This window comes from Tenacibaculum discolor, from assembly GCF_003664185.1.
GTDB lineage: Bacteria > Bacteroidota > Bacteroidia > Flavobacteriales > Flavobacteriaceae > Polaribacter > Polaribacter discolor.
In genome coordinates, this window is the sequence record NZ_RCCS01000010.1 from 48,307 (window position 1) to 68,678 (window position 20,372).

The 20,372-nt window shown below is 31.0% G+C and carries 18 protein-coding genes and 2 tRNA genes; 2 read left to right on the plus strand and 18 right to left on the minus strand.

The features are described 5' to 3' along the window. The first annotated feature begins 72 nt into the window (after positions 1-72). Positions 73-810 (plus strand): tyrosine-protein phosphatase, encoded by a 738-nt coding sequence (locus C8N27_RS13675; protein ID WP_121148143.1) that lies wholly within the window; start codon positions 73-75, stop codon positions 808-810. Positions 811-855: 45 nt separating this feature from the next. On the opposite strand, the gene C8N27_RS13680 is transcribed toward C8N27_RS13675, so the two are convergent. From C8N27_RS13680 to C8N27_RS13745, 14 genes are all read right to left on the minus strand, one after another. Next, complete coding sequence (locus C8N27_RS13680) at positions 856-3,240, minus strand: GumC family protein (RefSeq protein ID WP_121148145.1); 2,385 nt, start codon at positions 3,238-3,240, stop codon at positions 856-858. Positions 3,241-3,247: 7 nt separating this feature from the next. Continuing rightward, positions 3,248-4,018, minus strand: coding sequence for a polysaccharide biosynthesis/export family protein (locus C8N27_RS13685; protein WP_121148147.1), 771 nt, complete (start codon positions 4,016-4,018; stop codon positions 3,248-3,250). A 29-nt stretch (positions 4,019-4,047) separates the two neighbouring features. Beyond that, positions 4,048-5,952 carry a polysaccharide biosynthesis protein gene (locus tag C8N27_RS13690; RefSeq protein ID WP_121148149.1) on the minus strand — a complete coding sequence of 635 codons (1,905 nt, stop codon included), beginning with the start codon at positions 5,950-5,952 and terminating at the stop codon, positions 4,048-4,050. Positions 5,953-6,010: 58 nt separating this feature from the next. Next, positions 6,011-6,526: a DUF2892 domain-containing protein gene (locus tag C8N27_RS13695; protein ID WP_121148152.1), complete on the minus strand. Its 516-nt coding sequence runs from the start codon at positions 6,524-6,526 to the stop codon at positions 6,011-6,013. 61 nt (positions 6,527-6,587) lie between these two features. Further along, positions 6,588-9,734, minus strand: coding sequence for a cytochrome c biogenesis protein CcsA (ccsA, locus tag C8N27_RS13700; RefSeq protein ID WP_121148154.1), 3,147 nt, complete (start codon positions 9,732-9,734; stop codon positions 6,588-6,590). Between the two features lie 105 nt (positions 9,735-9,839). After that, complete coding sequence (locus tag C8N27_RS13705) at positions 9,840-10,718, minus strand: phosphatidylserine decarboxylase (protein WP_167444758.1); 879 nt, start codon at positions 10,716-10,718, stop codon at positions 9,840-9,842. A gap of 5 nt (positions 10,719-10,723) precedes the next feature. Then, positions 10,724-12,787: a methylmalonyl-CoA mutase gene (gene scpA, locus C8N27_RS13710; RefSeq protein ID WP_121148159.1), complete on the minus strand. Its 2,064-nt coding sequence runs from the start codon at positions 12,785-12,787 to the stop codon at positions 10,724-10,726. Continuing rightward, complete coding sequence (locus C8N27_RS13715) at positions 12,780-13,427, minus strand: hypothetical protein (protein ID WP_121148161.1); 648 nt, start codon at positions 13,425-13,427, stop codon at positions 12,780-12,782. Before C8N27_RS13715 ends, scpA begins: the two co-directional genes overlap by 8 nt. Further along, entirely contained in the window at positions 13,420-14,766 is a 1,347-nt protein-coding gene (locus C8N27_RS13720; RefSeq protein WP_121148163.1) for a methylmalonyl-CoA mutase subunit beta, read from the minus strand. Before C8N27_RS13720 ends, C8N27_RS13715 begins: the two co-directional genes overlap by 8 nt. Then, a complete protein-coding gene (locus C8N27_RS13725; protein WP_121148165.1) occupies positions 14,766-15,083 on the minus strand; it encodes an FtsB family cell division protein in 318 nt (105 codons plus the stop codon). Before C8N27_RS13725 ends, C8N27_RS13720 begins: the two co-directional genes overlap by 1 nt. Before the next feature lies 1 nt (position 15,084). After that, a complete protein-coding gene (gene udk / locus C8N27_RS13730; RefSeq protein ID WP_121148478.1) occupies positions 15,085-15,690 on the minus strand; it encodes a uridine kinase in 606 nt (201 codons plus the stop codon). A gap of 99 nt (positions 15,691-15,789) precedes the next feature. Further along, positions 15,790-15,863: transfer RNA gene (locus tag C8N27_RS13735), tRNA-Thr, on the minus strand. Between the two features lie 173 nt (positions 15,864-16,036). Next, positions 16,037-16,111, minus strand: a tRNA-Pro gene (locus tag C8N27_RS13740). 146 nt (positions 16,112-16,257) lie between these two features. Then, positions 16,258-16,488 (minus strand): hypothetical protein, encoded by a 231-nt coding sequence (locus C8N27_RS13745; protein WP_099213964.1) that lies wholly within the window; start codon positions 16,486-16,488, stop codon positions 16,258-16,260. 361 nt (positions 16,489-16,849) lie between these two features. On the opposite strand from C8N27_RS13745, the gene C8N27_RS13750 reads away from it, so the two are divergent. After that, positions 16,850-17,461 carry a DUF1684 domain-containing protein gene (locus C8N27_RS13750; RefSeq protein ID WP_121148167.1) on the plus strand — a complete coding sequence of 204 codons (612 nt, stop codon included), beginning with the start codon at positions 16,850-16,852 and terminating at the stop codon, positions 17,459-17,461. A 33-nt stretch (positions 17,462-17,494) separates the two neighbouring features. On the opposite strand, the gene C8N27_RS13755 is transcribed toward C8N27_RS13750, so the two are convergent. From C8N27_RS13755 to C8N27_RS13770, 4 genes are all read right to left on the minus strand, one after another. Then, the gene (locus C8N27_RS13755) at positions 17,495-18,199 is read right to left on the minus strand and encodes a crotonase/enoyl-CoA hydratase family protein (protein ID WP_121148170.1); all 705 of its coding nucleotides are present in this window, start codon (positions 18,197-18,199) and stop codon (positions 17,495-17,497) included. A 54-nt stretch (positions 18,200-18,253) separates the two neighbouring features. After that, positions 18,254-18,646: a fluoride efflux transporter CrcB gene (gene crcB, locus C8N27_RS13760; RefSeq protein WP_099213969.1), complete on the minus strand. Its 393-nt coding sequence runs from the start codon at positions 18,644-18,646 to the stop codon at positions 18,254-18,256. A gap of 149 nt (positions 18,647-18,795) precedes the next feature. Beyond that, on the minus strand, positions 18,796-19,767 hold the full coding sequence (locus C8N27_RS13765) for a BT_3928 family protein (protein WP_099213971.1): 972 nt from the start codon (positions 19,765-19,767) through the stop codon (positions 18,796-18,798). A gap of 17 nt (positions 19,768-19,784) precedes the next feature. Continuing rightward, a complete protein-coding gene (locus C8N27_RS13770; RefSeq protein WP_099213972.1) occupies positions 19,785-20,330 on the minus strand; it encodes a DUF1599 domain-containing protein in 546 nt (181 codons plus the stop codon). Positions 20,331-20,372 lie beyond the last annotated feature (42 nt).

Sequence of the window (20,372 nt, forward strand, 5' to 3'; positions counted from 1 at the left end):
AATGAAGTTTGTAGCAGCATAGTAAGTTTATTATTTTAAATTTGCAGATAAATATATATATTATACATTACTATGTTTTTTTTCAAAAAAAAAGAAATCCCTTTACAAGAAGTTTTCCCTAAAGAGTTTGTAGATATTCATTCACATTTATTACCTGGAATAGATGATGGAGCAAAGGATATTGAAAATTCCATATCATTAATTTCTAAGATGTATTCTTATGGGATTAAGAATTTTGTAACAACTCCGCATGTTTTAGGAGATGTGTATCCAAATTCATCAGATACCATAAAAAATAAGCTTGAAGAAGTGAAAATAGCCTTAAAAGAAAATGGATTTAATGATATTTCAATAAGAGCGGCTGCAGAGTATATGATGGACGAACGTTTTATTGAAAGATTGAAAGCAGACGATATTTTAGTTCTAAAAGATAATTATATTCTTGTTGAGATGTCATATTTTAATGCTCCTTATAATTTATACGATATTTTATTTGAAATACAATTAAAGGGGTACAAACCAGTTCTAGCACACCCAGAAAGGTATAATTTTTATCACAATGACTTTCAGAATTTTTATAAATTAAAGAAAGCAGGGTGTGTTTTTCAATTAAACCTTTTGTCCTTGACAGAACAATATGGTAAAGGAGTGCAAAAAACAGCACAAAAGTTGTTAAGTGAAGGTATGTATGATTTTGTAGGTACAGATACACACCACCATAATCACTTAAAACTCCTACAAAAAATAGGAACATCAAAAACAAAAAAACAAATAGATAAATTGTTACATAATAATAAAAAATTTAAATAAAAAAGGAAGCTTTTAAGCTTCCTTTTTTATTAGAGTCAATTTCTTTTAACTAAATATTTTCTTATACCATGGTTTATCATTGTCATCTATGTCTACTCCATAACCATAACCGTAACCATAACCATAACCGTAACCATTAACTCGTTTCAAATCAGTGTCATTTAATATGATTGCTAAGTTGGGTAATTTCTTGTCTTTGTATAAGCTTTCAGGAATCATCAACATACGTTTATCTAAATAGTTGGCTCTACTAACATATAATACAATGTCAGAATATTTAGATATTAATAAAGTATCAGTTACTAAACTTACAGGAGCTGTATCAATTATAACATAATCATATTCAGACTTTAGAGTTCTGAATAATTCTTCTATTTTATTACTCATCAATAATTCTGCAGGGTTAGGAGGAATAGTACCAGAAGAAATAATATCTAAATCAGGTATTTCATTTATTGAAAACTTTAAGGACTCCAATTCTATGTTGTTTGTAAGGTAATTAGTAACTCCTTTTCTATCAGGAAGTTCTAGGTACTGAGTAATTTTAGGAGCTCTTAAGTCCATACCAACTAAGACAACTTTTTTTCCAGATAGAGACAACGAAGCAGCCAAATTGATAGAAGTAAATGATTTACCTTCCCCACTAGTTGTAGAGGTAACAAAAACTGTCTTAGCCTCACTTCCTTCTTTATTAGATATCATAAAGTCTAAATTCGTTCTTATAAGTCTAAAAGCTTCAGCGGCACTTGAACGAGCACTTGAATTAATAACTATTTTTTCCTTAGTCTCAGAGTGAGGAATATCTCCTAAGAAAGGGATTGAGGTTAAGTCGGTAATATCTTTTCTAGAATGAATTTTTGTGTCTAATAAATTTCTTAAATAGATGATACTGAAAGGAATAATTAAACCAAGAAATAAAGTAGCTAAATAAATAATTTTTTTTCTAGGACTTACGGGGATATTAGAAGCATAGGCTCTATCGATTATTTTAGCATTAGGTATAGTAGTTGCTGTAAGAGAAATAGCTGTTTCTTCTTTTTTCTTTAGCAAGAAAGAATATAAACCAGCTATTATTTGTTGTCTACGAGAAATATCTAAAAACTCTCTTTCTTTATTAGGGATTGATGATATTTTAGAGTTAAACCTATTAGCTTCACTTTGTAAGTTGTTTACTCTTATCTGTAAAGATCTAACAGTGTTTTCTAAACTTTTTTTTAAGGAATATTTTAAACTATTTAAGTTTTCTTGAGAATCAATTAACATTGTGTTTTTTGCTCCTGCACTTTTTTCTAAACGTTTAATTTGAGCTATTAGTTGGTTGTATTGATTAATTGAGTTTGAAATATTAGCATCAGAAAGGCCTAAATTAGCGGGTAAATAATCATCATCGTCTAATTCTTTGTTTAAAGATTTTGCTAGACTTAATTCTGTGGAAGCTTCTATTAATTTCTTACGATTTTCAGTATCTGTTTGAAGAGTTAGTTGAGCCTCTGATTTAATATCAGTAATGTTGTTTTTATCTTTAAAAGTTTTTACATTATCATCAAGTACACCTAATTCTTTAGCTACATTCTTTAGACGATCAGAAATGAACTCATTTGTCTTTTCAGATATTTCTTTTTTATCGTTGATAGCATCTAAATTGTATTGTCTAATTAATTCATCTAAAATGTCTTCTGCTTTCTCTTTAATTGAAGATTCCAGAGAAAGCTTTAAAACACTTGATTTTTTTGAAACAGGAATAATTGAAATATTTTTCTGTAAGTAGTCTATGATTCTATTGCTAGGGATTAAAGAAAGTTTTATGTTCTTTCTTAAAATGTTTTTGGCTATGTTTGATTTTCTTTCGATTTTAAAATTACCTATAGAGTTACTTTCAATTACCTTATTGAACTCTTTCTCTAAAATCACATTACCATGTATGTCTTTTAGTTTGAATTTATTTTCGGATATAATTTCAATTTCTAATATGGTGTCTAGTTTCTTATGAATATTATAACTAGAGTCAGTAGGTGTAAATATAATAGGCGTATCTTTATAAATCTCTGATTCTTTGAAAGAATTCTCTACTGAATACGAGGTGTTTAAAGATAAGGTTTGTATTACACGACTAAGAAGTTTTCTTGATTTTATAATTTCAATTTCATTATCAATCTTTTTGCTAGAACCACCACCAATACCAAATGCGCCAAAAGAAGCTAACTCATCAGCAATACCTCCTCCTTGTTCATTGTTTTTTAATAAAATTGTTGTAGATGCACTATATATGGCTGTGCTGTATACATTTATATATAATAAAGCAGAAATGATGGCTAAAATTAAACCTAAAATAAACCATTTCCAGTGAATTAAATATTTTTCTAATTCAGCTCTAATATTAATTGTATTGTTTTCCTGCAGTTGTGGAGTAGTATGTTTTTCGTTACTCATAGTTGTACTATCTTGTAAGAATAGAAATTAATGAAATGATTACAGAACCTAAAGAGATAAACAATCCTGTGTTTTTGTTGTAAGCAGCATCTTGTGAAGTAGCCTTATTAGGCTCAACATAAACTACATCATTTTGCTGTAAATAATAAGCAGGTGAATTAAAAAGGTTATTAGATCTTAAATCTAAAGTATAACTTTTTATTTGATTATTTTCTTCTCTTTTAACCTTAACTGTTCTAATTCCTGACATATTTAAATCTCCAGCTAAACCAACTGCTTCTAAAATAGAAATTCGTTCATTAGGGATGGTAAATCTGCCAGGCATCTTAACATCACCCAATACAGTAATAGAAAAATTGATGATTTTTATATTGATAGTGGGGTTTTTAAGATAGTCAGGGGATAATTTACTCTTAAGTAACCCAATTGCTTCTGATCTTGATAAACCTGCTAACTTTATTTTACCAAGAACAGGAAAGTCAATATAACCATCATTATCAATTAAATATGATAGTTGTTGAGGGCTACCAACAGCTCTGTCTGTCGTTGTTGAGAAAGTAACAGAAGGTAAATTAAACGGTTTTACAGCATTCATGTCTAGTGCAGATATGGTTATCTGAAGTAAGTCATCAGGCTTAAAAATAGTTTTATATGTAGTATTAGTAAGAGATTGATTTACCTGATCTTTTTGGAAATAAACAATATCTTTTCTTGATGCACAAGAGCTAATGCACCAAATAGTTATTAAAATTAAAACAATTTTTGAAATTCTTTGCATTGATTGAATTTTTTGGCGAAAGTACTAATTTAATTTTTAGTATCAGTGTCTAACTTTTCGTATATTGAATTGTTTGATTTATACTCAGGAATAATTTCCTTCATAAGTTGAACCGTCTTACTATTATCTTGGTTCATATTAGATAAGCATAATTCTTTAATTTTATTTTGAACTATGTTATAATTTATTAATTGGTTCTTAGCTATCATAATCTTTTCATGATATGTAGGACTAGTATTTTCTCCATCAGCTAAGAGTTCTTCATATAGCTTTTCTCCAGGACGAAGACCAGTGATTTTTATATCTATATCATCAGGAAAATTTAATCCAGACAAATGAATCATCCTTTTTGCGATGTCGTATATTTTTACAGATTTTCCCATGTCAAATATATAAATCTCACCGCCATTCCCCATTGTACCAGCCTCCAAAACTAACCTACATGCTTCAGGGATAGTCATAAAATAACGAGTAATATCTTTATGAGTAACAGTTAAAGGTCCACCATTTTCAATTTGACGTTTAAAAAGAGGTATTACAGAACCATTAGAACCAAGAACATTACCAAAACGAGTAGTAGTAAATTTTGTTGTATGACTTTTAGAGCTACTTAAGCAACTAATATACATTTCAGCAACACGTTTTGTAGCGCCCATAACATTAGTTGGGTTTACAGCTTTATCGGTTGAGACCATCACAAAACGATCTACATTATGTTTTATTGATAAATCTGCTATATTTTTTGTTCCTCCAACATTTATTTTTACAGCTTCATAAGGACTCATCTCCATTAAAGGAACATGCTTATAAGCAGCAGCATGAAATACCTTTTGAGGTTTAAAACTTTGAAATATATCTTCCATCCTTTTTTTATCCCTGACATCTGCAACAATAGAGGTAAAGTTTTTACGTTCTTTTTGAATTAGTTCTTGTTGAAGATCGTACAGAGGAGATTCAGCTTGATCTATTAGTACTAAATGCTTATGATTATAAATGCTTAATTGACGTGAAATTTCAGAGCCAATAGAACCAGCAGCACCAGTAACTAAAATTACTTTATTATTAACCTCTCTTTTTACAATAGGATTGTCAATAGAAATAGGTTTTCTATCTAATAAATCTTCAATTTTAACTTGTTTAATTTGATTCGCCTCCAAATCACCATGAATCCATTTTGATAATGGAGGAACTATTTTTACTTGAACGTCTAAATCAAGTAGGTGATCAGTAAAATATAAAAGTTTTTCAGATTTAATATTCTGAATAGAAATAATAATTTCATCAATTTGTTTTTCTTTAATGAACTTCTTATTAATCCTTTTTCCGTCATAAATCTTAATTCGATCTAACTTTTTACCAACTTTTTTAGGGTCATCATCAATGAAACCTAGAACTTCATACTTGTTTTTAGTGTCTCTATTTAAAGCACCATAAGTAATCAATCCAGAGTCTCCGGCACCATAAATTAAAACATTTGTAATAGACTTAAGTTCTGTGGAAACAATTTCATAAAAAGCTTTAAAAATAAATCGGCTAACTACTAGAACAAGTACAGAAATCAAATAATGAATAATTATAATTGATTTTGGGATTGTAAAACTAGGGAATATGTTTAAAGCATTGTTAAATAGTATAATACATGTTGTTATGAATGAAAGTAAAGTAATGCCAACAAATACATTAAAAGCATCTCTTGTACCTGTGTGCCTAACTATACCTTTATATGAACCAACAATAATAAAACTAATAAGAGCTATAGTAGCTATAAATGGAAGTTGTATGTATAGGTTGTTAACATTAAAGTTCAAGCTAGCATTGAAACGTACAGTGTAGGCTAAAATGAAAGATATACAAACTAAGACGATATCTATAATTAAAACAAGCCATCTTGAAGCGTACTTATCAAAAGCTTTTAAAAACAAACCTCTAATCATTGATGATTTTTGTTAGTAAGTAAAATTACGAAATATATAATGAAAACTTAAAAAAATGTTAAATCTTCTTCATTTGTTGCTTCATCATTTGCATCTGCTCTTTAAGCATTCCATGCTTATCTAGCTTTTTAGCCTCTGCCATTAAGTTCGTTGCTTCTCTCTTTCTGCGTTTAGTCATTGCTATCCCAGCTAACTGCAATTTAGCCATAGCTAAATCATGATCCATAGCTAAACCTAATTTAACAGCCTTCTTTAAATACTTTTCAGCTTGAGTAATGTTCGTTTGAGATAACATAATTCCGTGTAAGTAGTTATAGTAACCTTCTTGCTTTTTTGTTAAAGAAGCAGAAGGATTTTTAATATATCCTAACCATTTTTGAGCTCCAGCAAAGTTTTGTTTACGTAGCTGTAAAAAGGCCAAAAGAATAAATTCGTTTTTAAAATAAAATAAAATAAACAGCCCAGCAAGTAGAAGTATAGATATACCGTTCATGATGTGTCCTTGTGTAAATTCATACACTGACCATACAGTTATTAAGGCAGCTAATACTAATTTTATATTTTTATTGAACATAATTGTTTTTTCTTTTTATCAGTTTGCAAAAATACATTTTTTTAACAGAAAAACTGCCAAGTTACTTCTTGTAATACTTTTTATTCTTTACCCAAGCTAGAACTCCTAAGATACTAACAAAAGCTATAGAGTAATATACTGAAGTAGGGGTGATTACTTTATCACCACTAGCATACGAATGTAGTCCTGATAAATAGAAGTTTACTCCAAAGTAAGTCATCATAATAGAAGCAAAAGCTATAATAGACCATAAATTGAAGGTATATCTTCCTCGTAAACCTGGAATTAACCTCATGTGTAAAACAAAGGCATATACCATAATTGAAATTAAGGCCCAAGTTTCCTTAGGATCCCAACCCCAGTAGCGCCCCCAACTTTCGTTAGCCCACATACCTCCTAAAAAGTTACCAATAGTAAGCATTACTAAACCTACGGTTAATGCCATTTCATTAATAACAGTTAGTTCTTTAATATGTAGATCCATTTTCTTTTTATTCTTTTCATTAGTGAAAATGATTAAGAATAAAGAAAAGATTCCTAAAATCATTCCCATGGCAAATGGACCATAACTAGCTACAATTACAGAAACGTGAACATATAGCCACCAAGAGTTTAATACAGGTTGAAGGTTAGCAATCTCAGGATCTAACCAGTTTTGATGTGCAAACATTAAAATTACCGAAACTAAAAATGTGGTAGCGGCAATAGTTAATGAAGATTTTTTTCCTAGGATCAGTCCAAACAACATGGTTGCTAAGCCAACAAAAATAATGGACTCATAAGCATTACTCCAAGGAGCATTTCCACTTATATACCAACGAGCAGTTAACCCTAAAACGTGAAAGACAAATAAGAAAATTACAATACCTATTAATACTTTTACTATATTGTTAACCCATGGTTTATTGTTGAAAATTTGTAAGAAAACAAATACAATTAAAAGTAAACTTACATACCCATAATACTCAGAAAGTTTAACAAAAATGTTGAGTTTATTGTAAGCTATTTCTAAATCGATTTTATCTTTTGCAGGGATAACTTCTGAACCAAATTTTTGTTGAAACTTCTTAATTCCGTTTAGAACTTTGTTAGTCTCAGTATAATTTCCTGACTTTTTTGAAGCTTGTAATAATTGTAAATAAACAGGTAATGATTGACGTACAAAAACAGAGTCTGTTCCTTTAAAGTTAGCTTGTAGTGTTTCTGGTTGAGATACCCATTTATTGTTTTCATCATTTGGAATAGGGTAGATGCGCAACATACCACCTCCTAAAGCTTGAGATAGTAACCAAACTCTTCGTTCAATCTTTATAATATCTTTTTCAAACTTATTTTGAATTTTTTTCTTTTCAGCTTCAACTACTAATTTGCTAATTTTTGAAGAGCCATCTTTATTATAGAAATCAATAAAACGAGCATATTCAGCATCTTCAGGTACACCTAAAATTTCTCTAATTTGTGTGTTCCCTTTTTCTAAATATACAAAAGGAACATTGAGCCAAAGCATTGGGTTTTCAGTAATAGAAAGTAAAATTTGGCTTGGGTCTAAATCTTTGAATTTATCAACATGCGCTACTTTCCTCACTAATTCTGAAGCAAAAGTATGAGCAGGTTTCATACGTCCGCCAGCATCTTGAATAACTAAAGAACTAAATAAAGCAGCGTGTTTATCATCTACTTTGTTAGCTGTTAAAATAGAATCTATTTGAGCTTCTGTAATTTGTTTTGGTTCATGAGTTTCATGTTGACCAAAACTAACTAAAGAAAATAGTAAAGCAATAACAGATAATTTAGCTTTTTTATTTCGGATTTTTACTAGTGATTGTTTTAAATCATCAAAGCGAGTATTTTTAACAAACAACGAAGCTATTAACCCAAAGAATAATAAAAAGTAACCGATATAAGTAATCCAAGTTCCCCAAAAATCGTGGTTTACTGATAGATGTGTTTGTTCGTGTTCACCTTCGATTTTATAACTCGATTGGAAGAATTTATAACCTCCGTAATCTAAAATATGATTCATAAAAATTCTATAATCAAAAGTTTCATTAGGTGCAATTACGGTAATCTCACTAGCATAAGCAGCTGCACTTTCTGAACCGGGGTACTTTTCTAACTGAAAGTCATTTAATTTTATACTAAAAGGAGTTTGTAATAATTTAGAACCATACCATGCTCTAAAGTTTAATTCACCAATGCTAAATTGTTGTTGGTTATCAACATTAAACTTTCCACCGTAAAACTCAACACGCTTAGTTTCACCATTAGCAGTAACATCAAAAATTACAGTGTCATATTTTTTATCGTCTTTTTTGCCCCTTACAGTTTTTATTTCTCCTTTTTCTGGAGATTTAGGAACTACAAATTGTAGACCATTTACGTTATGAAGTGTTAGCAGTTGAAAGTGTTGTGCACTATCTTTAACTATTAAACCTTTTTTCTGGTCAGCCATTCTAAACCAATCACCATCATTTTTAGAAATCATTTTTAAGCTACCATCTTCATAAAAGAAGTTAATTGAAGCTGCTTCTTTATTAGGAGCTTCAAAACCTACTAAAATGTTATGAATGTTCTCTATAGTTCCTTTTTTAATGTAGTGTTCATGTCTACTTCCGTCAGAACTTTCTACAAAAAACAAGTGTTCAGTTCCGTTTTCATCTAAAACCATTTTTGTTTCAGACCAAGGAACATAGTCCACTAAATTAAAAGTTACTTCATGGTTTTTACCTCCTTTTTTAGGTTGGAAGTTTTCTTTAAAGTTTATCGAGTTATCGCCCCATGCAGATAAAAGTAATTTGTTAGCAGTGGTTTTTTGAAACTCGCTATTATCAATAATTACATTTAAATATGTGTGTTCTGAATAAAATTGGTTGGTTGTTTCTCCTTCGTCAATAACCATTAAACCTTCATAACTAATGTAGCGAGTAATACCAGCTCCAATTAAGATTAAAAGAAAAGAAACGTGAAATAATAATACTGACCATTTTTCTTTTTTATATAACCTGTACCTAAAAATGTTTCCGAAAAAATTGATAACAAAAAACACCATTATTAACTCAAACCACCAAGTGTTATATATTAGTGCTTTAGAAGTTTGTGTTCCGTAATCGTTTTCAATAAAAGTTGCAACTCCCATGGCAATGGCAAAAGCAAAAAATAAAACGGCCATTAAACGGGTAGAGTAGAGGGTATCTAAGATTTTTTTCATCAGTAAATCTGCTAAGTATAAAACGACGCAAATTTACGGATTAAAGCTCTAATCGCCTTATGAAATCAATCATTTTTAAAAGGTAAAATGTTAAATTTATGAAGGTTAATTTCCAATTCGTTCTCCCATTTTAACAAAGGTTTCCATCCTGTTTTTAGTGTTAGCTAAAATATCTTTGTCAATAGTGATTTTTGAGCTATCAACTAATAACACAATAGTAGACCCTCCAAAAGCAAAATATCCCATCTCATCGCCTTTTTTAACCTTTGTATTTGGGGTGTAAGTTTCTATGATACTTCCAACCATGGTAGCACCTACAGGGGCAATGATAATATCTCCTTTATCGTGTGTTTTTAAAGTGCAGAATTCTCTTTTGTTTTCACAGAACACTCTTGTGAAGTTAGCAGCCAGGGCATAAGGTGATACTGAAAAATAACGTCCTTTAATTTTTGTTACCTCAGAAGGAATTCCGTCGTAAGGGAAGTGGTAACGATGATAATCGTTAGGTGCTAATCGAAGTATAATTAAAGAATCGTCTTTATGCTTTGTGGCTAGTTCTTTGTTGCCTAAAAATTCTTCTAAGGTGAATTTTCTTCCTTTAACAAAGAAGTTTTGAATATCTGAAATATTTTTAAAGGCTAACATTTTTCCATCACCAGGAGAAACAAAACCTTTTTCAATAGGACGAGCGTCAGGTTTTAATTTTCGATAGAAAAAATCATTAAAAGAAATATAATCTTCTGAAGGTCTTTCAGCTTCGTTCATGTCAATTTGAAGCTCTCTAACAAAACTATTTATTTTGTTAATAGAGTTAGGTTTGTTCATGAGTTTACCATACCATGATGATAAAAATTTACGCTTAACTAATGGCAATAAAGCCATTTTACCAAACGGATTGTTGTATAGCAATTTTAAGTACCCTTCTCCAGGAGGAGTTTCGGTAATTATTTTACCTGTTTTTCTATCAATGAATTTTATTTTCATAACTGTTATTCTTCGGTACTATCAATTAAAATAGTTAACATGTCAATAGCAGCTTGTGCAATTTTAGTTCCTGGACCAAAAACACCTACGGCACCAGCATCAAACAAGAATTGGTAGTCTTGTGCAGGAATTACACCACCAACAATAACCATAATATCTTCACGTCCATATTTTTTTAGCTCAGCAATAACCTGAGGAACTAAGGTTTTGTGTCCTGCGGCTAATGATGAGATACCTAAAATATGTACATCATTTTCTATAGCTTGTTTGGTAGCTTCTTGAGGAGTTTGGAATAAAGGGCCTATATCTACATCAAAACCTAAGTCAGCATATCCTGTAGCTACTACTTTAGCACCACGATCGTGGCCATCTTGTCCTAATTTAGCAATCATAATACGTGGACGACGTCCTTCTAACTCAGCAAATTTATCAGCTAGTTCAGTAGCCTTTTTAAATAACTCGTCATCTTTTATTTCTTTACTATACACGCCAGATATGGTTTTATGCACTGCTTTATGACGTCCGAAAATAGTTTCAAGGGCGTCGGAAATTTCACCTAATGTGGCTCTATTTCTTGCAGCTTTTACCGCTAAATCTAATAAATTTCCTTTACCTGTTTTAGCAGATTCAGTTAAATCGCTCAATGTTTTATCAACTTCAGCTTGATTTCTTTTTGATTTTAAATCGTTTAGTCTATCAATTTGAGATTGACGAACGGCTTCGTTATCAACTTCTAAAATATGTAAAGGGTCTTCTTGTTCTAGCTGATATTTATTAACACCAACAATTATATCTTGACTACTGTCAATTTTGGCTTGTTTTATCGCAGCAGCTTCTTCGATACGCATTTTAGGAATCCCTTTTTCAATAGCTTTGGTCATTCCTCCTAATTCTTCAACTTCTTGAATTAATTCCCAAGCTTTGTTGGCGATTTCTTCGGTAAGTTTTTCTACATGATAACTACCCGCCCAAGGATCAACCGTTTTTGTAATATGGGTTTCTTGTTGTAAATATATTTGTGTGTTACGAGCAATGCGCGCTGAAAAATCGGTAGGTAAGGCAATTGCTTCGTCTAAAGCGTTGGTGTGTAAACTTTGTGTACCTCCAAAAGCAGCAGCCATAGCTTCAATTGCAGTACGAGCCACGTTGTTAAAAGGATCTTGCTCAGTTAAACTCCATCCACTAGTTTGACAGTGAGTTCTTAATGCTAGCGATTTTGGGTTTTTAGGGTTGAATTGCTTTACCAATTTAGCCCATAACATTCTACCTGCACGCATTTTGGCAATTTCCATAAAATGATTCATTCCGATAGCCCAGAAAAAAGATAGGCGGGGAGCAAAGGTGTCGATATCCATTCCTGCTTCCAATCCTTTTTTTATGTATTCTAATCCGTCAGCTAAAGTGTATGCTAATTCGATTTCTGCTGTAGCACCTGCTTCTTGCATATGGTACCCAGAAATAGAAATTGAATTAAACCTAGGCATATTTTCAGAAGTATATCTAAAAATATCAGCAATAATTTTCATTGATGGAGTAGGTGGGTAAATGTAAGTGTTACGCACCATAAACTCTTTTAATATATCATTTTGAATAGTTCCTGATAATAATTCAGGAGCTACACCTTGTTCTTCGGCTGCTACAATATAAAATGCCAAAATTGGTAAAACGGCTCCGTTCATGGTCATGGAAACCGACATTTTATCTAGCGGAATCTGATCGAACAAGACCTTCATGTCTTCAACAGAATCAATAGCAACCCCAGCTTTTCCAACATCACCTTGTACACGTTCATGGTCTGAGTCGTACCCTCGGTGTGTAGCTAAATCAAAAGCAACTGATAATCCTTTTTGCCCCGCAGCTAAATTTCTACGGTAAAAAGCATTACTTTCTTCTGCGGTAGAAAAACCTGCATATTGACGAATTGTCCAAGGCCTACGAACATACATAGTAGAATAAGGACCACGCAAGTTAGGAGCGATACCAGCAACAAAATCTTCGTGTTTAAAGCTCTTGTTTTGCTGTTCTTGGCTTTTATCTATTTGTATATTTGATATATCTTGTCTACTCATTTTTATTCAAGGTGTTTAAAACGGTGTAATACAGTTCAAATGAAATAAAGGTTTTTAAAGAAGAGTCTTTGTAGCTTTCTTTATTTATATATGTGAAAGCAAAAGCACTTGAGCGAGGAGATGTGTCAGGTGTGTCTCTTAAGGTTGTAAGCACCTCTTTTAAATCGTTAACTTTTGTCTCTTTAAGTAGTTTTCTTGAGTATTCACCAGAATAATTCACTCCTAACTTGTTAGTGTATAGGGGTTCTGTGCTGTTTCTCTCGTCTTTAATTTCGGTTATTTGGATTTGTTCTTCTTCTTCAATGTTTTTTATAAAACGTTCAAATTTTTCCTTATCAGTAATCCAGATATATTCTTTTAAAGTTTCATTAGAAACCTTTAAAAGTTCTAATTCTTCTTTGGAAGTTAGGTCTTTTATGTTGATTTTGTTAGAGTTAAAATCATTTACATACTTAAAAAAAGCTTCATCAGAGTTTTCCTTGTTGATTGAATAGTAGTTGCAAATTTGATTCTCAAATGAATCAACCATCAATTTGATAAGTTCGGTTTTTGGAATGTTGCCTAGATTTTGAGCATTTAAGGATAATGTTCCAAAAAGGAATGTAATGAAAACAGATATGTTAACTAGTTTTTTACTCATTTTTTAAACGTTCTTGTTCTAGTTTTTCGGCTAATCGTTTTTGGATAATAGGTTGAATTAGGGTTTTTTCATTACGAATTTTCAAGAAAGGAGAAACTTCTAAATCGTTTTTCATCTTATCTTCTTCGTTTTGAATTTTGTTTGTGCCAAGTAATACTAATTCTCCTGAATCGAATAATTGTTGTTCTTTATCTGCAGTTTCTTTTATTTTTCTTTGGATAACTCCTTCTTTTAGTTGTTTTAAAAAACCGCCACCTTTTTCTATTAGCTTAAAAACTTCTAGTGCTTTTTGAGCAAGTTGTTGAGTAATTGTTTCGATGTAATAAGCACCGTCAGCAATATTTTGAGCTTCTGCTAACTCACTTTCTTGTTGTAAAATTAATAGCTGGTTTCTTGAAATACGTTCTCCAAATTCATTTGAGTGATGAAAAACTTTATCATAAGAACTATTGGCTACGGTATTTGCTCCTCCTAAAATAGCACTCATACACTCTGAAGTTGTACGAAGCATGTTTACGTTATAATCATATAAAGTTTTGTTACGTAAACTAGATTGAGCAAAAATGTGAGCATTTGCTTCAGTGTTATATTCTTTTAAAAGAGAGTCCCATAAAGTTCTAAAAGCTCTTAGTTTGGCGATTTCAAAAAAATAATTGCTGCCTACTGAAAAATTAAAATGAATATTATTAGCAATTGAACTTCCGAAATGATTCAAGTATTCATTTGCGTGTGCAAGTGTGTATGCTAATTGTTGAACAATCGAAGCCCCTGCATTTTGGTAAGTAGAAGCATTAACACAAATAGCATTTTGAGTTACTTTTGCTATTTCTTCTAATTGGGTATGGTCATTTTTAAGATTAGAATACCAATTTCCTGAGCTGGCTAAGTGTCCTATAATATCAATGTTAAAAAAGCAATTGTCGGAGTTTGTATAATCAGCTAGTTTTTTAACGAATTCTGATGATAAAAACTCAAAAGTAAAGTAAAGTGTAGTTTTTTGAGTGTCAATTCCTTTTAGCAAGGTATTGTAGTCAAACTCTTTTTTAGCATTGAATTCAATAGCGCTAGCACCTCTTTGAAGAGAGTCGATAGCAAACGCATTTGCTTTTTCTTCATCTTCAATATTGATAGATTGGCAAATGGTAAAACCTTTCTTGGGAGTGCTTACTCTAATATTAGTTCTATCTTCTTTAGTGTAAAAAGGTTTTACAGTAATACTCTCTTCAGTTTTCCATAAAAGAGTGTCGTTATAATCGGCACCTTTAAGGTCTACTTGTATTTTTTGTTTCCATTCTGCAGGGGTAACACCTTGAAATTCGTCAAATAAATAGTTACTCATTACTTTTTTATGGTATCAAATTCAATAATATAAATATCTTCATCTTCTTTCTTCATTAAATATTTTTCTCTAGCATAGCGTTCTAGTTGAAGAGAGTCTTGTAGTTGTTGTATGGTTTTTTTGTCTTTCTTGATTTTTTTTTCATGATAATCAATCCAGCTTTTTAACTCATTAATTTCTTTATTAAACTCTCTATGTGTAAGGTAAGAATTTTCATCAAAAAAAAGCATCCATACCACAAATACAGTAAGTATAATCACATAAATATTAGTGGCTATTTTAAAGGAAGGTTTGTTTTTTATTGATTTAAAACTCATGTTATAAACGGTCGTTAATTACAGTTCTTACAATGTCTATAGCAACAGTATTATATCTGTCGTTAGGTATAATAATATCAGCATAATTTTTAGTAGGCTCAATAAATTGTTGGTGCATAGGTTTTAAAGTGCTTTGGTAGCGGTTTAAAACTTCATCAACATCTCTACCTCGTTCTTTAATATCTCTTCTTACACGTCTAATTAAACGTTCGTCAGCGTCAGCATGAACAAAAACTTTAATGTCACACAAGTTACGAAGTTCTTTACTATTAAAAATCAAAATACCTTCAATAATAATAACTTTTCTAGGGTGTGTTTTTATAGTGTCTTTGGTTCTGTTGTGAGCAACGAATGAATATACTGGTTGTTCAATAATGCATCCGTTTTTTAATTCAGATAGGTGATTCACCATTAAATCAAAATCGATAGCTCTTGGATGATCAAAGTTTATCTTAGTACGTTCTTCGTAGGTTAGATTATCTGTTTGTTTGTAGTAAGAGTCTTGAGAGATAACGCATACTTCATCGGCAGGAAGTTCGTTAATAATTTGGTTTACTACAGTGGTTTTTCCACTTCCTGTACCTCCAGCAATACCAATAACAAATATATTTTTCATTAAGTTTTTGTAAAAATAGAGTTATGACAAATTTAGCAAATTAAGCGCATAAAAAAAGCGCTAACTTTTTGTTAGCGCTTTTAGTTTTTGAGCCGATGGAGGGACTCGAACCCACGACCTGCTGATTACAAATCAGCTGCTCTAGCCAGCTGAGCTACATCGGCGTTTGCTTTAAAAGCGTGGCAAATATATAATGTTTTTTGAAACTGAAAAAACTTTTTTTAAAAATTTTTAATGCTTGTTTTTTGTAATCGTTCAGAGTGTTTTTTAAGTTATTGAATTAGAGTTTGTTTTGACTTTTTTAGTGAAGTTATTTTTTTGAAAAAAATAAAAGAAGTCGGGATGAGTGGATTCGAACCACCGATCTCTGGTCCCCCAGACCAGCACTTTAACCGGACTAAGCTACATCCCGATTCCACAAATATATTTAAAAAAGAAAAAGTTCTAAGTAAATTACTTAGAACTTTATCAAGAATAAATATTATAATGAGAGTGGTAGTTGATGAAACTACTATTCTTATGTATATATGATAAACGAGCTTAAAGGTTGTTTATTGTTTAAGCTGTTAAAGGTTTTCCTTTTAAACGTTTTTCAATGCGTTGTTTAACAGCTGTTAAACGCTTCATTAAGTCCATTAACGTACTATCTTTTGTTTGTTTATATACCTCATTAATCTCTAGAATCAGAGCTTTTGCTTCTCTAGAGGCTAGTATTCTATCACTAGTAGTAACAAATTTGAATTTTCTGTTTTCAAATTCTTCTGCCTTATTGATTAATTCTGATTTCATAAAATTTACCAATTTAATTTAAAATTTCTTTATTAGGTTTTTTCTGATAAAAGATATATGCCTAAATAACTGGGGCGGCAAATATATAGGAAACTTTCTGTTTACAAAGAAACAAGCTCATCAATTTGTTTTATTAGTTAATAAGTTTTTCTTATAAGATAAAAAAATCTTTTTTTCCGGTATCTTATATCAGTTATAAGTTTAATCTATAAATATAAATGTAACAATTTTATTTTGTTATTTCAAATTATTAATAGAAAATTAACAGTTTTGACCTGCTTATTTAATGATTTTTTAAGGATTAGAGATGTTTTGGTTGTAATAAAGTATTTTTGTATTTATAGAAATATAATGAGTTAATATGAGAAAACTACTATTGTTAATTTTTGCTGTTTCAATACTGTCTTGTAACAGTCAAGGAAAAAGAGCTGTCTTGGGGGAGTCTGATTTTCAAAAAGAGATGAATACTAAGTTCAAAGATGCTTCTAGGTCACCACTTACTAAAAAGGGATTAAAGAAGTTTAAAGGGTTAGATTTTTTTCCTATTGATAAAAAGTATACTGTAAAAGCAGAATTAGAAAAAACACCAGATGCGCCTATTTTTGATTTTCCAACGACGACCGATAGGGTAGCGATGTATAAAAAATATGGGGTTTTGTCTTTTTCTATTGATGGAGAGGATTTTAAACTAGCTCTTTATCAAGATGTAAACCCTAAGCCTGAATATGCAAACCATTTGTTTTTGCCTTTTTTAGATAATACAAATGGTAGAACGTCTTATAAAGGTGGTCGTTTTATAGATGTTTATACAACAGATATCCAGAAGGATGGAACTGTAGAGGTTGATTTTAATAAAGCGTACAATCCATATTGTGCTTATAGTGATAGGTATTCTTGTCCAATTACACCAAGTGATAATTATTTAGATACAGAAATTAAAGCAGGGGTAATGGCTTATAAGAAACCTAAATAAATAAAAAGTCCTGCAAATTGCAGGACTTTTTATTTATTTAGAAGGAGGTGTTAGACCTTCTTCGCTGTCTTGTTTGATGGCTTTTGCTAATGAGTCTAAATATGATTCTCTTACTTTTAACTTGGTCTCTTTATGTGCTTTCTTATTTAGTTTAGAAAACATTCCAGCAACCTTTATAGCTATTGCTAGTAAGTGTTCTTGAGGAACAACTTTATCTAAAAAACCAGCAGTAATAGCATCTTTAGGGTTGTATATTTCTGAGCAACTAACGCTTCTTTCAAAATAAATAGGAGATAAGCGTGCTTTTGCTATTTCAATTCCAGCGTTGTGCATGGTCATACCTATTAAAACTTCATTTAGTCCAATTTTAAAATCACCTTCAATACCCAGTCTGTAATCAGTAGAAAGAAGTAGGAAAGCACCCTTAGCTACTGCATGCCCTGAACAAGCTGCAATTATTGGGTAAGGAAAAGAAAGCATTCTATGTGATAATTGCGATCCTTTAGTTACTAGTTCTAAGGCTGATTCAGGAGACTGTGTCATGCTTTTTAAATCATAACCTGCTGAGAATATTCCTGGTTGTCCTGTTAATATTACAGGTTTTTCTTCTTTTTCAGCTTTGTCAAAAGAGATGTTTAAAGCATCAATCACTTCATGAGAAATAGCGTTAGCTTTTCCGTTAGTAATAGTTATAATTACGTGATTTTCTTCTGAATTGTATTGTATAAGTTCACTCATTTGTTATATAAATTTACTCACAAAGTGAGGTTTGTTTTAAGGGTAAAGTATTATTTAAATTGATTGTGCGTTCGTCCAAAAGTAATTAACAATGTAGATTCCTGCGAAAACAGCTAAAAATCCGATAATAAAGCTAGCTATAGTGTATAGAGCAAAAGAGGTAAAATCTCCAGACTTTAAAAAGACATGGTTTTCATAAGCAAAGGTAGAGAAAGTTGTAAATCCACCACAGAATCCAGTAGCTAATAATAAAGTGTGATTTTGAGTTATTGTTTCGTTTTTAGCAGCAAGTCCTAAAATAATTCCAATAAGTAAACTTCCAAGAATATTAGCTGCAAAAGTTCCATAAGGAATTCCTGTTTGCGAACTGTTTAAAGCTTTTCCAATAATATATCGTAATACGCTTCCTGCTCCGCCACCTATAAAAACTAATAATAATTGTTTCACAAAAATATTTCTAAGTTAATAGCTTGGTTTTACTCTCTTATTGAAAGAAATGTTGTAAGAATCTCTACAAGAGCTTTTCATGTTATTGCGAAAATAAGAAAACCTCACAAATTTGTGAGGTTTTCTTTGTATATAAATGGTATAACTGTTTATAGTTCTACATCATCAGCATCGGTCCAGTTCCACTTCCCAACAATGACTCCGTTTTTTACGGTAACAATACCAGGGTTAGCTCTAATTACTGTTTTTAAAGCAGTTTCATCACAAAACCCAAAAGTATAAGGAAGTCCATATTCTTTTTGAGTTGCAGCTAAATCTTCAATATAAGAAGCGGTTAGTACATAAATTTCATAACCTTGTTCACTAGCTTGTTTAGCTACTTCAGAAACATCAGTAATACCTTCTTTTTCTGTTTTCTTGAAGTTAGACATGATAATAAGCATAGCTTTTTCTTTAGCAAGCATTTCTTCTAACTTATCTCCTTCATCTGTTTCAATCATGAAATCGTGTATAGGAGGAAGCTCATCGCTATCTTCTGGATATTCCATTCCTTTAGCAATATCTGTTCCTATAGCATAAGCTCTAAAATCAATAATTGGTAAATGTTGTAAAACATAGTAACTAATAATGAGCGCTAAAAAAACAGAAGAAAAGGTTGTTATTGAAGAAAACTTATTTGAAATTAAAGGCTTAATGTGTTTAACACCTAAAATAAGAATAACAATAAAGATCATAAAAACAACATTCTTGTAAAATGTTTCTTTAGGAGTAAGCTTTAAAGCGTCACCAAAACATCCACAGTCTGTAACTTTATTGTAAGTGTATGAATACCATGTTAAAAATAAGAATACAAGGTTTAAGCCAAATAAGCTCCAAACGGTAAGTTTTGGTTTATAGCCAACTAAAAGCATAATACCTAAAACCAATTCGGTAACAATTAAAAGAATTGAAAAAGGTAAAGCAAAAGGAATTAAGAATTCTAAGTTTAGTACACCGGCACTAAAGTACTCCTCAAATTTATATTGAGATCCAATTGGGTCTACTAATTTTACAAATCCAGAGTAAATAAAAAGAAGTCCTACAAGTACTCTTGAAATATGAGTTAACATTTTTAAAATCATATAGGGATGTTTTTAGGTTAATTATCTGATTCAGAAAGATGAATCATGGCAAAAATAGCATAATTAATCATATCTTGATAATTAGCGTCAATTCCTTCAGAAACTAAGGTTTTGCCTTGATTGTTTTCTATTTGTTTTACACGAAGTAGTTTTTGTAGAATTAAATCGGTTAACGAAGAAACTCTCATATCTCTCCAAGCTTCACCATAATCATGGTTTTTGTTTTCCATTAATTCTTTGGTAATCTTTATATGTTTGTCATATAAATTAGTAGCCTCTTCAGTAGTTAAATCAGGTTGCTCAACAACGCCAAGCTCAATTTGAATTAATGCCATTATTGAGTAGTTAATAATGCCAATAAATTCTGATTTTTCTCCTTCATCAACTTTTCGTTCAGTATTTTCTTGTAATTGACGTATGCGTTGAGCTTTTATAAATATTTGATCGGTTAATGAAGGAAGTCTTAATATTCTCCAAGCACTACCGTAATCACTCATTTTTTTTACAAACAAATTTCTACATTCTTCAACTACAGTATCATACTGTTTAGAGGTGTTCTGCATCTTTCTTATTTAAAAGTATTAGATCAAAAATAGTAAATATTA